The 18,247-nt window shown below is 58.3% G+C and carries 19 protein-coding genes; 2 read left to right on the forward strand and 17 right to left on the reverse strand.

From position 1 onward, the window contains the following. Positions 1 to 108: 108 nt before the first annotated feature. From QVO43_RS04275 to QVO43_RS04290, 4 genes are all read right to left on the reverse strand, one after another. Positions 109 to 564 carry a hypothetical protein gene (locus QVO43_RS04275; protein WP_022487350.1) on the reverse strand — a complete coding sequence of 152 codons (456 nt, stop codon included), beginning with the start codon at positions 562 to 564 and terminating at the stop codon, positions 109 to 111. Beyond that, a complete protein-coding gene (locus QVO43_RS04280; protein ID WP_022487351.1) occupies positions 561 to 1,361 on the reverse strand; it encodes a DUF3100 domain-containing protein in 801 nt (266 codons plus the stop codon). Before QVO43_RS04280 ends, QVO43_RS04275 begins: the two co-directional genes overlap by 4 nt. After that, positions 1,354 to 2,691 (reverse strand): amidohydrolase, encoded by a 1,338-nt coding sequence (locus QVO43_RS04285; RefSeq protein ID WP_022487352.1) that lies wholly within the window; start codon positions 2,689 to 2,691, stop codon positions 1,354 to 1,356. Before QVO43_RS04285 ends, QVO43_RS04280 begins: the two co-directional genes overlap by 8 nt. Before the next feature lie 235 nt (positions 2,692 to 2,926). Further along, a complete protein-coding gene (locus tag QVO43_RS04290; RefSeq protein WP_022487353.1) occupies positions 2,927 to 4,156 on the reverse strand; it encodes a glycerate kinase type-2 family protein in 1,230 nt (409 codons plus the stop codon). A 112-nt stretch (positions 4,157 to 4,268) separates the two neighbouring features. Between QVO43_RS04290 and QVO43_RS04295 the strand changes: the two genes are divergently transcribed. Beyond that, complete coding sequence (locus QVO43_RS04295; RefSeq protein ID WP_022487354.1) at positions 4,269 to 5,321, forward strand: mechanosensitive ion channel family protein; 1,053 nt, start codon at positions 4,269 to 4,271, stop codon at positions 5,319 to 5,321. A 24-nt stretch (positions 5,322 to 5,345) separates the two neighbouring features. Here QVO43_RS04295 and QVO43_RS04300 read toward each other — a convergent pair whose 3' ends face one another. The 9 genes from QVO43_RS04300 to QVO43_RS04340 form a co-directional block, all read right to left on the reverse strand. Then, positions 5,346 to 5,846: a shikimate kinase gene (locus QVO43_RS04300; protein WP_022487355.1), complete on the reverse strand. Its 501-nt coding sequence runs from the start codon at positions 5,844 to 5,846 to the stop codon at positions 5,346 to 5,348. Then, positions 5,839 to 6,672: a shikimate dehydrogenase family protein gene (locus tag QVO43_RS04305; protein WP_022487356.1), complete on the reverse strand. Its 834-nt coding sequence runs from the start codon at positions 6,670 to 6,672 to the stop codon at positions 5,839 to 5,841. The genes QVO43_RS04300 and QVO43_RS04305 overlap by 8 nt, the downstream gene beginning before the upstream one ends. Before the next feature lie 4 nt (positions 6,673 to 6,676). After that, positions 6,677 to 7,522, reverse strand: coding sequence for a prephenate dehydratase (gene pheA / locus QVO43_RS04310; protein WP_022487357.1), 846 nt, complete (start codon positions 7,520 to 7,522; stop codon positions 6,677 to 6,679). A gap of 3 nt (positions 7,523 to 7,525) precedes the next feature. Beyond that, the gene (aroC, locus tag QVO43_RS04315) at positions 7,526 to 8,614 is read right to left on the reverse strand and encodes a chorismate synthase (RefSeq protein WP_022487358.1); all 1,089 of its coding nucleotides are present in this window, start codon (positions 8,612 to 8,614) and stop codon (positions 7,526 to 7,528) included. Continuing rightward, positions 8,595 to 9,887, reverse strand: coding sequence for a 3-phosphoshikimate 1-carboxyvinyltransferase (gene aroA, locus QVO43_RS04320; RefSeq protein WP_022487359.1), 1,293 nt, complete (start codon positions 9,885 to 9,887; stop codon positions 8,595 to 8,597). Before aroA ends, aroC begins: the two co-directional genes overlap by 20 nt. Positions 9,888 to 9,891: 4 nt before the next feature. Further along, positions 9,892 to 10,956, reverse strand: coding sequence for a 3-dehydroquinate synthase (gene aroB / locus QVO43_RS04325; protein WP_022487360.1), 1,065 nt, complete (start codon positions 10,954 to 10,956; stop codon positions 9,892 to 9,894). Continuing rightward, complete coding sequence (locus tag QVO43_RS04330) at positions 10,937 to 11,809, reverse strand: prephenate dehydrogenase (RefSeq protein WP_022487361.1); 873 nt, start codon at positions 11,807 to 11,809, stop codon at positions 10,937 to 10,939. The genes aroB and QVO43_RS04330 overlap by 20 nt, the downstream gene beginning before the upstream one ends. Positions 11,810 to 11,830: 21 nt before the next feature. Next, on the reverse strand, positions 11,831 to 12,844 hold the full coding sequence (gene aroF, locus QVO43_RS04335; RefSeq protein WP_022487362.1) for a 3-deoxy-7-phosphoheptulonate synthase: 1,014 nt from the start codon (positions 12,842 to 12,844) through the stop codon (positions 11,831 to 11,833). A gap of 381 nt (positions 12,845 to 13,225) precedes the next feature. After that, positions 13,226 to 13,828: a hypothetical protein gene (locus tag QVO43_RS04340; protein WP_022487364.1), complete on the reverse strand. Its 603-nt coding sequence runs from the start codon at positions 13,826 to 13,828 to the stop codon at positions 13,226 to 13,228. Between the two features lie 250 nt (positions 13,829 to 14,078). On the opposite strand from QVO43_RS04340, the gene QVO43_RS04345 reads away from it, so the two are divergent. Then, complete coding sequence (locus tag QVO43_RS04345; protein WP_022487365.1) at positions 14,079 to 14,927, forward strand: Mrp/NBP35 family ATP-binding protein; 849 nt, start codon at positions 14,079 to 14,081, stop codon at positions 14,925 to 14,927. 39 nt (positions 14,928 to 14,966) lie between these two features. Here the strand turns inward: QVO43_RS04345 and QVO43_RS04350 are convergent, their stop codons facing one another. The 4 genes from QVO43_RS04350 to QVO43_RS04365 form a co-directional block, all read right to left on the reverse strand. Continuing rightward, positions 14,967 to 15,272: an FtsB family cell division protein gene (locus tag QVO43_RS04350; protein ID WP_022487366.1), complete on the reverse strand. Its 306-nt coding sequence runs from the start codon at positions 15,270 to 15,272 to the stop codon at positions 14,967 to 14,969. 95 nt (positions 15,273 to 15,367) lie between these two features. Continuing rightward, entirely contained in the window at positions 15,368 to 15,643 is a 276-nt protein-coding gene (locus tag QVO43_RS04355) for an HU family DNA-binding protein (RefSeq protein ID WP_012938958.1), read from the reverse strand. 149 nt (positions 15,644 to 15,792) lie between these two features. Beyond that, positions 15,793 to 16,650, reverse strand: a complete 858-nt coding sequence (gene mazG, locus QVO43_RS04360) for a nucleoside triphosphate pyrophosphohydrolase (RefSeq protein WP_022487367.1) — start codon at positions 16,648 to 16,650, stop codon at positions 15,793 to 15,795. After that, complete coding sequence (locus QVO43_RS04365; RefSeq protein WP_022487368.1) at positions 16,647 to 18,203, reverse strand: putative polysaccharide biosynthesis protein; 1,557 nt, start codon at positions 18,201 to 18,203, stop codon at positions 16,647 to 16,649. The genes mazG and QVO43_RS04365 overlap by 4 nt, the downstream gene beginning before the upstream one ends. Positions 18,204 to 18,247: the final 44 nt, after the last annotated feature.

The following is an 18,247-nucleotide window of genomic DNA, read 5'->3' on the forward strand; positions in this document are numbered from 1 at the left end:
AAGAACTCACAACAAGCAACAGATTAAAAGAAAAGCAACGTCTTTTTTATTCGAAAGAACCCGTCAGCCACGGATTCTTTCCATTGGCCAGAGACCAGTGACAACCAGTTAAATCTGTCCCAGCGCTTTCAGGATCACTTCGGCGATGGCGGCGGACCCTACGTAGGTGCCGATGAAGATCACGCAGGCCAGGACCACGATCCGCCAGCCGGTTTTCTTGAAGGCGTCCATGTCCTTGCCGATGGAGATCCCCGCGTAGGCCAGGATGGGGGTACACAGGGCCAGGAAGCCCACTTTCTTCATATACATGTTGACCACTTCAGAGCCCGGGAACCCGGGATAGGTCAGGATACAGCCCAGGGTGGTAATGTAGGCCACCGCCGGGATCCCTCCGGGGATCACCCGGGCGGCCACGATCCCTGCCAGGGAAATGGCGATGAGGATCACCATGCCGGGGACTGCGTCCATAAAGGGAATGTTGCTGGACAGGGTATTGGCCACCAGGGACAGGAAAGCCGTGATAATGAGGACCAGCGTGGTTTCAGGCAAAGTAAACGATCTCATTTTCCTTCCTCCTCCTTGGTCAGCACATGACCGTATTTGATGATGCAGCATTTCTTGTAGAGCCATTCCGTCAAAGGCAGGGCCAGGAACACGGCCATGTATACCCCGTCCAGACCGGAAAGCATGTTGGAGGCGGTGGCGAAAGCGGCCAGTTGGTCAGCCATTTCCGGATACATCACCGTCAGGGTCCCCAGGGAAGCGGACATCATGCTGGCGCTCCCCACCCCGGAGGCCATGGCCAGGGAATAGGGATGGAAGATCTTTAAAGCTGCCAGGAAGGAAGCCATGATCCCGAAGAACACAGTGCCGCACACGGTACCGGCAATGTACACGCTCATGACCCCCCGGCCTTCCGGAGTATCCAGGCCGTATTTTTCACCGATGAGAGCCACGTTGGGTTCCCGGGCGATGGAATGGGCGGCCCCGATGGTCTCCCGTTTCAGCCCGAAGGCCACCGCCAGGGGAACCCCCAAAAATACCGTCCCCAGGTTCCCGAATTCCTGGAGGATCAAAGCCGGGCTGGCACTGATGATTTTCGGCAGGGTGGGCCCCACCAGGGTCCCATACCGGGCCATAAGCAGCATCAGGGTAATGCCCACCAGGGAGCCTGCGTCTTCCATGTCCTTCTGTTTGGTCAGTTTAAAGAAGTTGGGAGTGGTCAGGATCCCCAGGATCAGGGCATAGAGCATGGGGACAAACACCACTTTCCCCGGGCCCAGATTGAAGGATTTGATACCGATCAGTTCGGCGATGACCACCAGGGCCAGGGCCGTAATGTGCAGTTTCCAGTTAATCATGGTCGGGTTCCTCCTCGCTGAAATAGCCATCCAGTTTGGCAATGTATTGTTCTTTGGTAAGCGCCGGCTTGAAATCGGCCAGGATCTTCTTGGCTTCCTTGGCATCATCGCTCAAAAGGTCGATGACCATGCCGGCAAAGGCTTTCCCGGGCAGGAGCGCCGCCGCATGGAAATCCACCACCTTGAAATCCGGTCCGTGGAGCAGTCCGTCCACCCCGCCGATGAAGGGATGGATGGCGGGCATCAGATGGGACACATCCCCCATGTCCGTGGAGGCGCTGAAGTGGCCGGCGTTGGTGATTTCCACCTCCGGGAAGGCGTCCTGGGCATTGTGGACGAACAGTTCATTCATTTCCGGGTTGCAGATGAGAGGCAGCTGGCCGGGCAGGGTGTCGATGTTCACCTTGGCCCCGATAGCGGCGCCCCCCGCCCGGAGAGCCGCATCCACCTTGGCGTTGGTCCGGTCGATGGCGTCCATGGATTTGGCCCGGACATAGGTTTCGATCCGCACATCGTCAGGCACATTGTTCACCAGGTCTCCCCCTTTGGTAATGATGGGATGGACCCGGATGGCATCGTCATCCCGGAAGGTTTCCCGGAGGGCATTGATCCCCATGATCCCCAGCATGGCGGCGTTCAGGGCGTTGATACCCTGGTCCGGAGCGTCGGCGGCATGGGCGGCCTTCCCCACATACTGGATGGTCTTGCCGATGAACCCGTTGCTGCTGGTACCGATGGCCACCACCGGTTTGGGGGTCCGTTTCTGGGAATGGATCATCATGGCCATGTCGATGTCATCGAATTCCCCTTCATAGATCAGTTCGCCTTTCCCATGGAGGAAATGGAGCTTCCCTTCTTTCCGGAGCTTTTTCCGGTAGGCGATCTGGACGTATTCTTCCGCCGGGACCCCGAAGAACACCACATTCCCGCACAGGTCCTTCATGACCCCGGTTTTGGCAAGGCCGTAGGCAGCGGCCAGCATGGAAGACTGCTGCATGTGGTGGCCGCAGGCGTGGGCAGCCCCGGTATCCGGATCCGCTTTGGGATGTTCCGGGCAGCCAATGGCATCCAGTTCCCCCAGGATGGCGATGGTGGGACCGGGCTTGCCCCCTTTCAGGACCCCTTTGACAGCAGTAATGGCCATTCCCTTCCGGTAGGGGATCCCCAGTTTGTCGAACTGGGCCGCCAGTTTGGCGGAAGTCTTGAATTCCTTGAACCCGAATTCCGGTTCCGAAGCCACATCCGCTGCATAGGCCTGCAGCTCCTGAGCAGAATCATCAATCATCTTGAACACTTTTTGTTTCAGTACTTCCTTATCCGTAATCTCCACTCCCCTAACGAAAAATTATTGTACGCACTTATCATACTCTTGTTTTGTTATTTTATCAACATTTTTGTTTTATTTTACATAAGTAACCGTTTTTGTTACGTTTTAGGTGTAAAAGAGAGGGTGCTGCAGAGCAGCACCCTCTTTTTTTGTCAATGGTCAATTGTCAATCGTCAATGGCCGAATGATAAAATTTGCAGGCAAATTTTTTTGAAGGCGAAAGATGCCTTTGACAGCTTTACCCGATCAACAGCACACTCAGATCATTTACATTGGTCCCGGTGGCTCCGGTGATCAGGAGACCCTTGGTTTTTTCCAGGGCATGGTAGGCGTCGTTTTTGTCCAGTACATCGGAAATGGCAATGCCTTCTTCCGCCAGCCGGGCTTTGGTGGTTCCGTCTCCGTAGCCTCCGGCGGCGTCGGTGGGGCCGTCGGTGCCGTCGCTGCCAAAGGAGAACACCGCCACATTGTCCAGGCCGGCAATGCCGTCAGCGGCGGCAAGAGCGATTTCCTGGTTCCGTCCTCCCTTGCCCCGGCCGTGGAGATGGACCACCGTTTCTCCCCCGGCCAGCACCGCCAGCTTCTTTCCGCTGGCTGCGTACTGCCGTCCGATAGCCGCCAGGAAGCTGCCTGCCTCCTTGGCCTGGCAGTTCAGGCTGGTGGTCAAAAGCCAGGTCTCATACCCCAGCTTTTCCGCCGCCTTCTGGCCTGCCGCCGCCAGTTCCGTCACACTGCCGGTAATCACCGTTTCCACATTGTCCAGGGTCTTGGGGGTCTCTTCCCCCAGGGCCTTTTCCGCATCTGCCGGCAGCATGATTTTGAACTTCCGGATCACCTCCAGGGCTTCCTCACAGGTGGAGGAATCCGGATAGGCCGGCCCGGAGGCGATCATGTCCAGGGGATCCCCGATGATGTCGCTGAGCACAATGGCATACACCTGGGCCGGAGCGCAGAGCCGGGCGAATTTCCCGCCCTTTACAGAGCTCAGCCGTTTCCGCACCGTGTTCATGGATACGATATCCGCCCCGCTGGCCAACAGGTCCGAGGTAATGTCCTGGAGTTCCTTCAGGGAAATCAGAGGCTTTTCGAAAAGAGCCGAGCCCCCGCCGCTGATCAAAAACAGCACCGTGTCTTCCGCCGTCAGATCCTTGACCAGGTCGATGGCCCGCTGGGTAGCCTTCAGGGAGTTCTCATCCGGCACCGGATGGCCGGCTTCCCAGATTTCCAGAGGGGCCAGTTCCCCCTTGCTGTGGCCGTATTTGGTGATCACGATCCCGCTGGAGATCCGTCCGTCCAGGATCCCCACCGCCGTTTTGGCCATCTGCCAGGCGGCCTTCCCAATGGCCACCACCACGATTTTCCCCCTGCCGAACTCCTTATGTTCCAAAGCTTTTGCTACCGCCGCATCAGGAAGCGAAGCCCTAATGGCCTCCTCCATGATGGTCTCTGCATCTGTACGTAATGTCATGGTGTTTTCCCCCTCAAAATATTGCGAACTGGTTTCATTATAGCATATTCTTGCACCGGCCGCCGGCCCAATGGTACAATGAGGACAAAACAGCTGCAAAAGGAGCTTTTTCATGACCCTGTACAATGATTTCATGGCCTGGGTACCGGCCCTGGTGATCCTGGCCGTTACCATCCTGTTTTACATCGGCTTCCGGATCGTCAGCATCCGGGTGATCCGGTTCATCCTGGACAAACTGCCCTTTGCGGCAGATGAAAACATTTCTGCCGCGGTGTACCGGCCCGGGCGCATGGCCATTGCCGTCTTCGGGGGCTATACGGCCCTTGCCAATTCTCCCTGGGAGAGACTGGCCCAGACGGCCCTTGTATCCAATACGGTTTCTTCCCTGCTGGTGATTGCCTTTTACTGGATCCTGTACAATTTCAGTTCCACCACCAGCGTCCTGTTCGACCACTTTTTCAGCAAATCCGGCAAAAAGCTGGATCCGGCCATCAGCGGACTGTTTTCGTCCTTCTTCCATGCCCTGATCCTGTTTTTTGCTCTGGCCACCGTGCTGAGCACCTGGGGGGTCAACATCAGCGGATTCATTGCCGGGCTGTCCATCGGCGGCCTGGCAGTATCCCTGGCGGCCAAGGACTCCCTGGCCAACATTTTCGCCTGTCTGGTGATCCTCATGGATCAGCCCTTCCACGTGGGAGACTGGATCATCTGCAACAATGTGGAAGGCATCGTGGAATCCATTTCCTTCCGGAGCACCAATGTGCGGACCTTTACCCAGGCTCTGGTGTACATCCCCAATTCTCTCATTATCAGCACCCCCATCCAGAATTTCACCAACCGGCACATGCGCCGGCTGGAAATGACCCTGGGGGTCACCTATGACAGCACCCGGGAGCAGATGGAGGAACTGGTCCGGAAAATCAGGGAATTTCTCCAGGAAGACCCGGACATTGTGGACGAAGGGATTACCGTGGCCTTTTCGGAAATGGGAGCCAGCAGCCTGGACATCAGCATCGTCTGCTACTGCCGGCACACCAGCTACGATAAATTCATGAAGAGCAAAGAACGGATCAACCTGGAACTGATGAAGCTCCTGGAAGAAACCGGCACCAGCGCCGCGTTTCCCAGTACAAGCGTGTATATTGAAAAAGGACCGGCCGCCTGAGCGGCTGGTCCTTTTTGGTCGGCCTTACAGCCCTGCCTTCCTCACCAGTTCGATGATGTACTCCGTTGTCTTGTCGAAGTCTTCGTCTACGGGGATGGTGTAGTCGGCGTATTTCAGGTAGAGGGGCAGCCGTTCTTTGTACAGCTGGGTGAGCCGGTCTTCGGCGGAATTCAGCAGAGGACGGGTCACTTTGTCCACGCTGCCGGCAATGGCCGCCAGGTCCCGGTTCAAAAAGAAGATCTTCCCGTTCTGCTGGAGGTAAGCGATGTTCTCCGGCCGCTTCACCACCCCTCCCCCGCAGGAAATGATAATCCCGTCCAGAGCGGCCAGGGTCTTCACCGCCTCTGTTTCCGCTTGGCGGAACACGTCCTCCCCTTCCTGGAACAGGTCCTTGATGGTGCGTCCGGTCTGTTCCACCACCTTGTCGTCCGCATCCAGCACCGGCCGTCCCAGGGCCTTGCTGAGTTTCCGGCCGATGGTGGTCTTGCCGGCGCCGGGCATGCCGATGAGTACAATATTAGCCATGAAAAGTTGCCTCCAGTTGTTTCATGATGGCAGGGATCAGGGCCGGATCCAGGGTCTTTCCCTGCCAGATTTCTTCCGAAGCCACCGCCTGGGCCACCAGCATGTACAGGCCGTTGCAGGTTTTGGCTCCCGCCTTCCGGCCATCGGCCAGGAACCAGGTTTCTTTCGGGTTGTAGATAATGTCCACGGCAGCGGCGAACCGGCCGGTGAATTCCGCCGGTACCGGACTGGCCTCCACCTTGGGATACATGCCCACCGGGGTGGTATTGATGATCACCTGGCCTCCCTCACTGCCCTCCAGGGCTTCCTCATGGGTCTCCAGCCGGGTGTCCGGCCGCTGGGCCAGGAAATGAGCCAGGGCCTGACCAGCTTTCTCCCTGTCCCGGACCAGGATCCGGATGGAGGCCGCTTTCCGGTCCGCTAGTACCTGGAGGACCGCCTTGGCGGCCCCTCCGTTCCCCAGCACCGTCACATCCCGGCCTTCCAGCCCGATGCCGGCGGCCTGTAACATCCGGTCAAAGCCCAGGTAATCGGTATTGTACCCTTTCACCCCGTCCGGAGTAAAGGACAGGGTGTTCACCGCCCCGATTTTTTCCGCTTCCGGGGCAATGGCGGTCAGATAAGGGATTACCGTTTCTTTGTAGGGAATAGTCACATTGCTGCCCCGGAGCCCCTCCGGGTTCTCCCGGACAAAGCAGGGGACTTCTTCCGGTTCCTGTTCCAGCAGCCCATAGGTATCCCCGGTCCCCAGGGCCCGGAAAATAGCCTGATGGATCTGGGGAGACAGACTGTGCCCCAGCACCCGTCCCAAAAGTCCGAATTTCATCCTTTTACTGCTCCTTTCCGTGGTCTGCAGGATAGTTCCCCAAAATCTTGCATTCCGTGGTGTCTTCCGGCAGATCAGCCAGGGCCTGACGGACCGCCGGGTCCGTCAGGTGACCGGTAATGTCCATATGGAAATAATATTCCCAGGGCCTTCCCGGTATAGGCCGGGATTCGATGTTGGTCATGTTGATCTGGTACCGGGCAAAATGGGAGAGCACCCGGTACAACGACCCGGGCTGATGCTTCAGGCTCACGATCAGGGTGATCTTGTCCGCTTCCGGCACCAGCTCCCGCTCCCGGCTGATCACAATGAACCGGGTGTAGTTGCTCTGGTTGGTGTTGATGCCCCGGGCCAGGATGGCAAGGCCGTACTGTTCCGCCGCCTGGGCCCCGGCCACCGCCGCCATGTACCCGGTCTTTTTTTCTGCCACCAGTTCCGCCGCCTTGGCGGTGTTGAAATAGTTGAACTGGCGCATGGCCGGATGCTCCTTGAAAAAGGTCCGGCACTGGGAAAATCCCTGGGGATGGGAATACACTTCCCGGATGTCTTCCAGTTTCGCTCCCGGCCAGGCCAGAAGGCAGTGCTCCACCTTCACGATCTTTTCCCCTACAATAAAGGCGCCGTACCGGCGGACCAGGTCGTACACCTCGGTGATCCCTCCGGTGGAAGAATTTTCAATGGGCAGGACCCCATAGCGGATCTCCCCCTTCATCACGGCGTTGATTACATCTTCAAACAGCATATAGTTCCGTGCTTCCACCGGCCGTCCGGCGAAATACTGCCGGAGGGCCAGGTGGCTGTAGGCCCCAGGGACGCCCTGATAGCCCACAGGAATGGTTTGTTCTCCCATGCTCTACCTCCGCTGTGCCACAAGCTGCAGATCCAGCAGGGTCCAGGCGGTCACCGCCTCGATCACCGGCACCGCCCGGGGCAGGATGCAGGGATCGTGGCGCCCGGTAACTTCCAGGGTGGTGTCTTCCCCGGTAACCACATTCACCGTATGCTGGGTCTTTCCGATGGAAGGGGTGGGTTTGATCACCACCGTAAACAAAAGGGGCATGCCGTTGGTGATGCCTCCGGTGACTCCCCCGTTGTGGTTGGTGGTGCACACCACTTTCCCGTCCCGGTATGCCATGGGATCATTGGCCTCACTGCCCCGCATGGTCCCCAGGGCGAATCCATCCCCAAAGGCAATGCCCTTCACCGCCGGTACGGAAAAGAGGGCATGGCTCAGCCGGCTTTCCACGGAATCGAAATAGGGTTCTCCCAGGCCGACAGGCAGGCCCACTGCCATGCATTCAATGGTGCCCCCTACGGAATCCCTGTCCTTCTGGGCAGCAGTGACCTGGGCGGCCATGGGCTCCCGTACCGCCGGATCCAGCACCGGCAGGATCTCTCCGGAAAGGGCCCGGAAGGTTTCCGGATCTTCTCCCAGAGGATTGAACCTTCTGTCCCGGATCCCGGCCAGAGACGCCACATGGGCCCCGATAAATATGCCCTCTTTGGCCAGCAGCTGCTTGGCCACTGCCCCGGCAAACACCAGAGGCGCCGTCAGCCGTCCGGAAAAGCTGCCCCCGCCCCGGTAGTCGTTGCAACCGTGAAATTTCACATATCCTGCATAATCCCCATGGCCCGGCCGCATGATTTCCTTCATTTTGCTGTAATCTTTGGAATGGGCGTTGCTGTTGGGAATCCGGGCGCACAGGGCCATGCCGGTGGTCTTTCCGTTGAAGAACCCGCTTTCAATGATAAAGCTGTCACTTTCCTTCCGGGGGGTGGCCAGTTTGCTGGTTCCCGGTGCCCGGCGTTTCATTTCCTTTTCAATGGCTTCCAGATCCAGTTCGATCCCGGCCGGCAGCCCGTCCATCACCACGCCGATGGAGGGTCCGTGGGATTCCCCGAAAATGGTCAGCCGGATCTGTTCACCCATTACACTGCTCATACTGTCCTCCTGCCGCTGCAAAGTCCTGCCAGAATTCCGGATAGGATTTGGCCACACATTCCGTCCCCACCAGAGTGAGAGGTTCCCGGCACAGGATGCTGGCCACCGCCAGGCTCATGGCGATCCGGTGGTCGTTCCAGCAGTCCACGGTGCCTCCCGTAAGTTCCACCACCCCGTCGATGGAAAGGCCGTCCGGCCGTTCCGTAATTTTTGCGCCCAGTTTGTTCAGTTCCGTGGCCATTGCCTTCAGCCGGTCACATTCCTTCAGCCGCAGCCGTTCCGCATGGATGATCTCCGTATGGCCTTCGCTGAGAGCGGCGGCCACGGTCAGCACCGGGATGATGTCCGGGCAGTCGGCGGCATCGATGGTGGTCCCCACCGGGTCCGCCGGCCGGCTGATCAGTTTGTCTCCTTCAAAGACCACCTGGCCGCCCATTTTCTGGAGAATGGGGATGATGGCCTTGTCTCCCTGGAGAGACTCCGGATCCATCCCCAATAGGGTCATGGTCCGGCCCAGCATCCCGGCCGTAAGCCAGAAGGCGGCCTGGGAATAATCCCCTTCCACTGCCCCTTCCCGGGGCCGGTACTGCTGGTTCCCGGGGATCCGGTACTGCCGGTAGTCCTGGTGTTCAATGCTGATGCCGTACTGCTTCAGGGCGGAAAGGGTCAGGGCAATGTAGCTCTGGCTTTCCAGCTTCCCGGTGATTTCCAGGGTGGAATCCCCCGGCAGGAGCGGCAGAGCAAAAAGCAGGCCGCTGATGAACTGGCTGCTCACATCTCCGGGCAGGGAAAAATGGCCGGGACGGAGCGGCCCCTGGACCGTCAGAGGAAAATTGTCCTCAGCGCTTCCCTTTTGGAACACCAGCCCCTGCTGGCGGAAAATGGCTTCGTAGGGTTCCAGGGGACGGCTGCCCAGCTTCCCGGCCCCCACAAAGGTAAAAGGTTCCTGGCACAGGGCAGCCAGCGGGATCAGGAACCGGAGGGTAGACCCGGATTCCCCGCAGTCCAGCACCGTCCCTGTCTGATGGGGCCGGCAGCCTTCCACGGTAAAGTGGGCCCGTCCTCCTGTTTCTTCCTGGGAAGTGATTTTTGCCCCCAGCTGCCGGAGACAGGCACAGGTGGCCAGGATATCCTGGCTGAGGCTGACCCCTTCCACCTGGCTGGTGCCTCCTGCCAGGGCCGCACAGATCAGGGCCCGGTGCCCCATGCTTTTGGAAGAAGGCACCCGGAGCGTCCCTGAAAGAGAACCAGGTTCGATACGCAGTGTGGTCATGGTCTCATCCTTTCACATAGGGTCTCAGATCGGCAAAGTCCACCTTTTTCAGCAGGCTCTTTCCGATTTCCGGAACGATCACCAGAGTCATCTGGTTCCCCCGTTTTTTCTTGTCCATGGTGATCCCTTCCAGGATATGCTGATCGCTGATGGGATCTTCCGTGGGAATGTTGTATTTTTCCAGGAGATGACGGATCCGGTCTGCGGTACCGGGCTGGGTGATCCCCATTTTTTCCGTGTTCCGGGTGAGCCGGACCATGCCGATGGCCACCCCTTCCCCATGGGTGTATTTTTCATAATGATAATACCGCTCCACCGCATGGCCGATGGTATGGCCGAAGTTCAACACCATCCGGGCGCCCACGTCCCGCACGTCCTCTTCCACCACCTTCACCTTGATCCGGCAGCAGGCGGCGCTGATTTCTTCCGCATGGGCCAGGATGTCCTCATCCCCGGAGAAATTTTCCAGGGCCGCAAACAGCTCCGGATCCCCGAAGGCGGCACATTTGATTACTTCTGCCAGGCCATCGTGGAGATACCGCCGGTCCAGGCTCCGGAGCAGTTCCGGATCCATCAGCACCCCTTTGGGCTGGTAAAAGGCCCCTACCAGGTTCTTTCCTTCCGGCAGGTCCACCGCCACCTTGCCTCCCACGCTGCTGTCGATCTGGGCCAGAAGGGTGGTGGGCACCTGGATGAAGTCCACCCCCCGGAGGAAGCTGGCGGCGGCAAAGCCCCCCAGGTCTCCCGGCACGCCGCCCCCCAGAGTGATTACCAAATCGCTGCGGGTCATGCCGAAATCCGCACAGGCCCGGACCATGTTCCCGTAGGTGTCCAGGTTCTTGTGGTCTTCTCCCGGTTCCATCACCACCCGGCGCACCTGGAACCCCTGGGCCAGGAGCTGCTGCTCCAGGTCCGCTCCATACAGGCTGTCCACCGTCCGGTCCGTGATCACCGCCGCCTTGTTTCCCCGGGCCAGTTCCCGGATCTTTTTCCCGAATCCGGTCCAGGAATGAGGTGCGATTTCGATGGTATAGGAGTCTTTCCCCAAATCAACGAAGATTTTTTCCATAAAACATGTCCCTTCTTTTCTTTTTGGCCTGATCCATCATCTGCTCCAGTTCTTCCCGGTCATCCTGCTGGAGGGCGCTTTTCCAGTGTTCCAGCTGCATTTCCAGCTTGTTGATCTCCCGGAGCACCGGTTCCTTGTTCAACAGGAACAGGTCGCTCCACAGCTTGGCGTTGATATCCGCCACCCGGGTGGCATCCCGGAAAGACCCGGCCACAAAGTACTTGGTGTTTTCCTGCATGGAATCGCTGTTGATCAGGGAAACCGCCATCACATGGGGCAGATCGCTGGTGTAGGCGATGATGCTGTCATGTTCCTCCACCGACAGTTCCACCACCCGGGCACAGCCCAGTTCATAGGCCATGTTCCGGAGCCATTCCCGGTGTTCCGGCCGGTTGTTGTCCCGGTGGATCAGGATGAAATTGGCTCCCTGGAAGATCTGGGAGGTGCTTTGGCTGTATCCCTTGCCTTCCCGGCCTGCCATGGGATGGGTGGGGACGAAATCCATCTCCGGTCCCAAAAGAGCATCCACCTGGTCCGGGATACTGCCTTTGATCCCCATCACATCGGTCAGGAGTACATTTTTTTTGAAATACCGGACATGGTCCTTCACAAAGGGTACAAAGGCGCCGGGGTACATGCAGCAGATGATCACATCCGCCTCCCGGAGGAGCTCCGGATCCTCATCGGCCAGTTCCGTTACATACCCTTCGTCCAGGGCCATCAGAGAAACGATGTGGTTCCGGTCCATGCCGATGATCCGCTTCACCTTCTGGCTTTTCAGGGCCTTGGCGTAGGAGCCTCCGATGAGCCCCAGCCCTACAATGGCAACAACAGTATCCTGCAGTTTCTTCATGATGTCTTTCCCGCTTCCGTCTTACAGATCCCGGCCCACCGCAGGAGCCAGTACCTTCAGGTCCTTCATCAGCTGGTCGAATTCCGGCAGGGACAGGCTCTGGGCCCCGTCACACCAGGCGTGCTGGGGATCGTTGTGGGTCTCGATGATCAGCCCGTCAGCCCCGGCGGCAATGGCAGCCTTGCTCATGGTGGGCACCATCCAGGCCTTCCCGGTGGCATGGCTGGGGTCCACGATCACCGGCAGATGGCTCAGCCGCTTCACCGCCTGGACGGCGGACAGGTCCAGGGTATTCCGGGTATAGGTTTCAAAGGTCCGGATCCCCCGTTCGCAGAGGATCACATTTTCGTTCCCTTCGGACATAATGTATTCTGCACTCATGAGCCATTCCTCGATGGTGGCGGACAGACCCCGCTTCAGCAGAATGGGCTTATTGATTTTCCCCAGTTCCTTCAGCAGGGTGAAGTTCTGCATGTTCCGGGCCCCTACCTGGATCAGATCCACTTTTTCCACAAATTCATCGATTTTGTCCGCGGACATGATTTCCGTTACAATGGGCAGATGGTTGGCGGTGCCGGCCTGACGGATCATATCCAGGCCCTTGTCCCCCAGCCCCTGGAAGGAGTAGGGAGATGTACGGGGTTTGAAGGCCCCGCCCCGGAGCATGGCCGCCCCGCTCTTTTTCACGGCGGCGGCAATGGTATCCATCTGTTCCTGGCCTTCCACAGAGCAGGGACCGGCGATCACCGCCAGCTTTTTGCCCCCCACTTTCACGCCGCTTACATCGATGATGGAATCATCCGGGTGGAACATCCGGTTGGCCCGTTTGAAAGGTTCCTGTACCCGCATGGCCTTATCCACCCAGGGATTCACCATGAAATCTTCCGGATCCAGGATACTGGTATCCCCTACGATCCCCAGGACTTCCTGGTTTTCCCCGATGCTGTCATGGATGGTGAAGCCTCTTTGTTCCAGGCTCTTTTTCAGTTTTTCAGACGCTTCTTTGGGTGCACCCTTCTTCATTACAATAATCATGTTGTTTTCCTCCTGTCCTGCTTTCCTACTATCCTACTTTTTTTCTGACGGGGGCCTCTCCACAAAAAAAGCAGACTCGCAAGGAGTCTGCTTCAGGGTTTCACTTCACGGAAACCGCCGGAAGGCCGGAGCCTCAGTCTCTCTTCACGATGGGCAAACTGTTCAGTTCATGGCAGCCAAAATAACCAAAGCCAAAATAATAGCTCTGGGTAAAGGTAAAGCCATATGCAGTTTCCCATTTCAGAGAAGAAAGAGTCATCTGTCAACCCGCCTTTAACCATTGGAATGAATCTATAATACTCCCGTTTACAAAATCCGTCAATAGAGAATTAATTGGAGCCAGATTGAAACGGGAATGTGTAATGGGTGTTACAAGAGCTGTTACCTCTCCAACGCCACATCCAGATCTTCCAGGGCATGGCCGGTGGCGTCGGAGAAACGGACCCGGAGATTGCCGAACCGGGGCAGGTTCTTTTCCGGGATGGTCACCACATGTTCTTCCGCCAGGGCTTCACTGCCGTCATCCTGGGTACCGGTGGGATCCTGGATGGCCACAGTCACATTCAGCAGCCGGCCGAACAGTTCCGCCTTGGTAATGGCCAGCTTCCCGTTCTGGCCGTTGGTGTTCATAGCCGCATAGAGCACCAGCTGGTTGGCATAGGAGGGGCCGGAATACCGGCGCCGGGCCTGGAGGACCTTTTCCTGCTGGGTGGTCAGCTTTTTCACGCTGGCCAGTTCCGGAGCGTCCGCTCCCCCCTTGGGAGGGATGAAGGCGGTGCACACCAGGCCCGGTACGGTCTTTTCACTGTCATGTTCCCAGTCCGTGTGGGCATCCGCCGCCTGGAACAGCACCCGGCCGTCCTTCACCACCCGTTCCGATACAAAAAGTTCTCCATCCGCCAGTTTGGGCCGTTCCGCAGCATAAGCCGGAGCCGCACAAAGGGCTGCCAAAAGGGCCACCGCCATGGTTTTTTTCCACATCATAGGTTTTCACTCCTTATGGGTGCCAGGCACCCGGATTTTTCTCTTCCCTATTATACACTGTTTTTGACCGAAGAGTCAGGGGGAATTCAGGGAGCAGGTGGGGAAATCCGTAGGGGCCGCACAACCGGCGGCCCGCCAGGTCCTTCCCTCTTCCCTCTTCACTGATTCTAATGTAACCCGATTGCATTCAGTTGGATTTTTATCTATAATAGGGACAGGTTGACAATCGATTATGAGGGAGGTTTTTTCAATGAGCGAATGTGATCACTGCGATCATTCCCACTGCTCCGGCTGCGAATCCAATCCGAAGCAGAATCCCCAGGATGCGGCCATTGCCGATTTCCTGGCCCATGTAAAACATAAAATCGTCGTCATGAGCGGCAAAGGCGGCGTGGGCAAAAGCACGGTTTCCGTAGATTTGTCCCTGATTCTCAGCCAGCGGGGCTACCATGTGGGCCTGATGGACGTGGATCTCCACGGCCCCAGCGTGGCCGGCATGCTGGGCTTCATGGACAAGCACGTCCAGGTGGAAGGAGAAAAGCTGATTCCCTTCCGGTACAGCGACCATCTGGAATTTTTGTCCGCCCAGGGCTTCCTGGCCCAGCAGGACGATGCCCTGATCTGGCGGGGTCCCCTGAAGGTGGGGGCCATCCGGCAGTTCATGAGCGACACCAAATGGGATCCTTTGGACTACCTGATCATCGACTGCCCTCCGGGCACCGGGGATGAACCCCTGACCGTGGTCCAGACCATCAAGGATGCGGAAGCCATCATCGTCACCACCCCCCAGAAAGTGGCCCTGGCCGATGTGCGGAAATCCCTTAGCTTCTGCCAGCTGGGCCATATCCCTGTCCGGGGCATCATCGAAAACATGAGCGGATTCGTCTGTCCCCACTGCGGACAGGAAGTGGACATTTTCAAAGCTGGCGGCGGCAAGGCCCTGGCGGAAGAAAAAGGCCTGCCCTTCCTGGGCCGGATCCCCATCGATCCCCAGGTGGTGGCCGCCGAAGACGAAGGCAATCCCCTGGAAAACATCAGTGAAGCCAGCCGAAAGGCGCTGGATGCCATTGTGGATAAAGTGGTGGAACAGGATAAGTAAGAAAAAGGGAGCTGTTGCATGTGCAACAGCTCCCTTTTTTCACTTCTTCACCATAAACAGCGGGATCTCATTCTTCCCTACCATATTATGCTCGTCCCGCGCCACTTTTTCTATGTATTTGATATCGCCCAGGTTCTCTTTTTCCTGTGCCAGGGCGTCGTTTTCCGCTTTCAGCTGCTGGACTTTGTTTTCTGTCCGTATCCTTTCCTGACGGAGCTGGTAGATCCAGTATCCCCGCTGGAGAGCTGTACCCAGCAGCGCCACCGGAGGCAGGACGACCAGCAGGATAAGCAGGGTACGTCCGATAACCGCCCAGTCCAAACGCTTTTTCTTTTTAAGGCCCATTTTCTTGCCTTTCCACCTCTGGAAGGAAATTCTCTCCTGCAGAGGATAAAAAAAGCAACCTGACACCGGGAGCATCAGGTTGCTGGATCTGCCAATTATTTGTTTACGGCATCCTTAAAAGCCTTCCCGGCTTTGAAAGCAGGAACGTTGGCTTCTGCAATTTCAATGGTTTCGCCAGTGCGAGGATTCTTGCCGCTGCGGGCATTCCGAACGCGAGCTTCAAAAGTACCAAAGCCGATCAGCTGTACTTTATCTTTGTTGGCAACAGCTTCTTTAACAGTATCGATGAAAGCGTTCACAGCCTTTTCAGCATCTTTTTTGGGCAGTGCGGTTTTGGACGCAACTTCAGCAATCAATTCACTTTTGTTCATGAGATAAATCCTCCTAAATAGGTATTGCGCCTGCATGGCTGGCGCCTGACTATGGTCATATTAGCACAATCATAGGAAAAATGCACGTGTTTTTTGGGAAAATCTTGAAAACAAGGGGCCAGAGCAGGGGCCGCAGCCCCGGTCGCGGGTCACGACTCGCGACCTGTGCCCCCATGTTGGTCAGCTGACCGCTGACCGTCCCCTACTGCTCTCTTTGCCTCCTGCCACCGGTGTTCCAGTTCTTCCAGAGTCAGGTCTTTCCATTCTTTTCCTTCCTGCTTCACCTGGGCTTCCAGCTGCTCAAAACGGCGCTGGAATTTGTTGTTGGCCCGGTTCAAAGTGGTTTCCGGTTCCAGGTCCAGTTTCCGGGCATAGACGGCCAGGGCAAAGAGCAGGTCCCCCAGTTCCTCTTCCGTCCGGTCCCTGTCCCGGCTCGCTGCAGCCTCCTGGAGCTCGTCTTTCTCTTCTTCCACCTTCTGCCATGCAGCCGGGGCATCGGGCCAGTCAAACCCGGTTTTGGCGGCTTTGGCGCTGAGTTTGTAGGCCCGCATCAGGGCTGGCAGCCCCTTGGCGATGCCATCCAGGGCATGGGTCCGTTCAGTCTTTTCCTGAGCCTTCAGGGTCTCCCAGTTGGCCATCACTTCCCCGGCCCCTGTGACCTTGGTATCGCCGAAAACATGGGGATGCCGGTGGACCAGCTTCTTCACCACATCGTCGATTACATCCTGCATGGCAAAGAGCCCCTCTTCTTCCGCCAGCCGGGCGTGGAACACCACCTGGAGGAGCACATCCCCCATTTCTTCCCGCATGCCGGCTACATTGCCGTCGTCGATGGCTTCCAGCATCTCATAGACTTCTTCCACCAGTTCCCGGCGCATGGAAGTATGGGTCTGGACCCGGTCCCAGGGACAGCCTCCCGGCTCCCGGAGTACCCGGACCAGTTCCATGAGAGGCCGCAGATCCAGGACCCCCGGCTGGTGGATCCCTTTTTCGTGGAGTGTTTTCATCGTTTTTCCTCTTTCTTTCTTTTCAGTTCCCGGAGTTTCAGTTCTCCTGTGGCCAAAAGGCACAGGCCATAGACCAGTGCCCCCGCAAGGATCTCCAGGGCCAGCCGGACCACATTTCCCAGGGGAAGCCGGGCCAGGACGGGCCCCATGACCCACAGGGCGGCTCCCATCAGGGCGGCGGAAACGCCGATCCGGAGGCAGTTCTTTCCGGGCAGGGTGAGCCCGTCACTGTGGTGCATCCACAGCAGGTTCCCCAGACCGGCCACAGCCAGGTTGGCATCGGTGGCCCAGGCGGCCCCCTGGATGTTCCACACCGGATTGGCGGTGAGGGTCCACAGGAGCCCCACTTTTACAAAAAGACTCAGGAACATGTTCACCATGGGGACCCGGGTATGGCCCAGGCCCTGGAGGATGGCGGTGGACACCTGGTGGAGCCCCAGGAACAGGATGGCCGGGGCCAGGGCCGTAATGGCCCGCCCGGCATGGATAGTGCCGTAGAGCACCTGAGAAATAGGGGTCCCCAACAGGTACACCCCTACCGCCGCCGGCACATTCAGCAGCAGGAAGAACCGGAAGGCCCGGCGGGTCTTGCTCACCATCAGGGGCCGGTCCCCCAGTGCCTTGGCTTCCGCCACCGCAGGCACCACCGAAGCCGCCAGGGAGTTGGTGGGAATGGTGCCCATGTTTACCAGGGGCATGGCCATGCCGGACAGATAGCCCAGGGCCCGGGTGGAATCCGCCACCGTAAAGCCCGCCGCCAGCAGCCGGTCCGGCACCAGGATCATTTCGATGCCGCTGACCACCGGCACCATCAGATTGGCGCAGGTCACCGGCAGGGCCAGGGACACCAGCTGCCAGGCGGTCCGGGTCAGGGAGGGTCTTTCTTCTGACAGGGCCGGCACCGGTTCCTGCTGCCACCGTTTCTGCTGCCGGTGGACGAAGTACAACAGAGCCCCCAGGCTCACCACCGCTCCCGGCACGGCCCCAAAAGCCGCTCCGGCAGCTCCCCAGGGAAGACCCCAGGGAAGCAGGGCCCAGGCCAGGAGCACCATGGTCACCACCCGGGTGAACTGTTCCAGGATCTGGGACACCGCTGTGGGAGTCATTTCCTGGAACCCCTGGAAGTAGCCCCGGAAGCAGGCCACGGGAATGGACAGGCCAATGGCGGGCACCAGGGCCAGCATGGCGTACCGGGCCCGTCCATCCTTGACGATGCCCCCGTCCATGAGCCAGGGGATCAGGGCCCAGGCCAGAGCGGCAAAAAACACTCCGGCCAGGGCCATGAGCCCGGCGGAAATCCCCAGGATCCGCCGGGCCCCCTGCCGGTCTCCGGCGGCTGCCCGGCGGGAAATCAGGATGGACATGGCTGCAGGGATCCCTGCAGAAGACAGGGCCACCAGCAGCAGATACAGGGGATAGGCGATCTGGTACAGGCCGATGCCTTCACCTCCCAGCAGCCGGGACAGCAGGATCCGGTTCACCGAACCCAGGATTTTCACCATAAGCCCTGCCGCCGTCAGGATCAGGGTCCCTTTCATAAACCGGTCCGCCATCACGGCCTCCTTTCTTCACTCTTCACTCTTCACTCTTCACTCTT

Source organism: Acidaminococcus sp. CAG:542 (assembly GCF_000437815.1).
Classification (GTDB): Bacteria; Bacillota; Negativicutes; order Acidaminococcales; family Acidaminococcaceae; genus Acidaminococcus.

What these genes read in the sequence shown, in the direction of transcription:
- QVO43_RS04275 (WP_022487350.1), bottom strand. Translation starts at nt 564, where the DNA reads ATGAGATCGTTTACTTTGCCTGAAACCACGCTGGTCCTCATTATCACG.
- QVO43_RS04280 (WP_022487351.1), bottom strand. Translation starts at nt 1,361, where the DNA reads ATGATTAACTGGAAACTGCACATTACGGCCCTGGCCCTGGTGGTCATC.
- QVO43_RS04290 (WP_022487353.1), bottom strand. Translation starts at nt 4,156, where the DNA reads ATGACATTACGTACAGATGCAGAGACCATCATGGAGGAGGCCATTAGG.
- QVO43_RS04295 (WP_022487354.1), top strand. Translation starts at nt 4,269, where the DNA reads ATGACCCTGTACAATGATTTCATGGCCTGGGTACCGGCCCTGGTGATC.
- QVO43_RS04300 (WP_022487355.1), bottom strand. Translation starts at nt 5,846, where the DNA reads ATGGCTAATATTGTACTCATCGGCATGCCCGGCGCCGGCAAGACCACC.
- QVO43_RS04305 (WP_022487356.1), bottom strand. Translation starts at nt 6,672, where the DNA reads ATGAAATTCGGACTTTTGGGACGGGTGCTGGGGCACAGTCTGTCTCCC.
- pheA (WP_022487357.1), bottom strand. Translation starts at nt 7,522, where the DNA reads ATGGGAGAACAAACCATTCCTGTGGGCTATCAGGGCGTCCCTGGGGCC.
- aroC (WP_022487358.1), bottom strand. Translation starts at nt 8,614, where the DNA reads ATGAGCAGTGTAATGGGTGAACAGATCCGGCTGACCATTTTCGGGGAA.
- aroA (WP_022487359.1), bottom strand. Translation starts at nt 9,887, where the DNA reads ATGACCACACTGCGTATCGAACCTGGTTCTCTTTCAGGGACGCTCCGG.
- aroB (WP_022487360.1), bottom strand. Translation starts at nt 10,956, where the DNA reads ATGGAAAAAATCTTCGTTGATTTGGGGAAAGACTCCTATACCATCGAA.
- QVO43_RS04330 (WP_022487361.1), bottom strand. Translation starts at nt 11,809, where the DNA reads ATGAAGAAACTGCAGGATACTGTTGTTGCCATTGTAGGGCTGGGGCTC.
- aroF (WP_022487362.1), bottom strand. Translation starts at nt 12,844, where the DNA reads ATGATTATTGTAATGAAGAAGGGTGCACCCAAAGAAGCGTCTGAAAAA.
- QVO43_RS04340 (WP_022487364.1), bottom strand. Translation starts at nt 13,828, where the DNA reads ATGATGTGGAAAAAAACCATGGCGGTGGCCCTTTTGGCAGCCCTTTGT.
- QVO43_RS04345 (WP_022487365.1), top strand. Translation starts at nt 14,079, where the DNA reads ATGAGCGAATGTGATCACTGCGATCATTCCCACTGCTCCGGCTGCGAA.
- QVO43_RS04350 (WP_022487366.1), bottom strand. Translation starts at nt 15,272, where the DNA reads ATGGGCCTTAAAAAGAAAAAGCGTTTGGACTGGGCGGTTATCGGACGT.
- QVO43_RS04355 (WP_012938958.1), bottom strand. Translation starts at nt 15,643, where the DNA reads ATGAACAAAAGTGAATTGATTGCTGAAGTTGCGTCCAAAACCGCACTG.
- mazG (WP_022487367.1), bottom strand. Translation starts at nt 16,650, where the DNA reads ATGAAAACACTCCACGAAAAAGGGATCCACCAGCCGGGGGTCCTGGAT.
- QVO43_RS04365 (WP_022487368.1), bottom strand. Translation starts at nt 18,203, where the DNA reads ATGGCGGACCGGTTTATGAAAGGGACCCTGATCCTGACGGCGGCAGGG.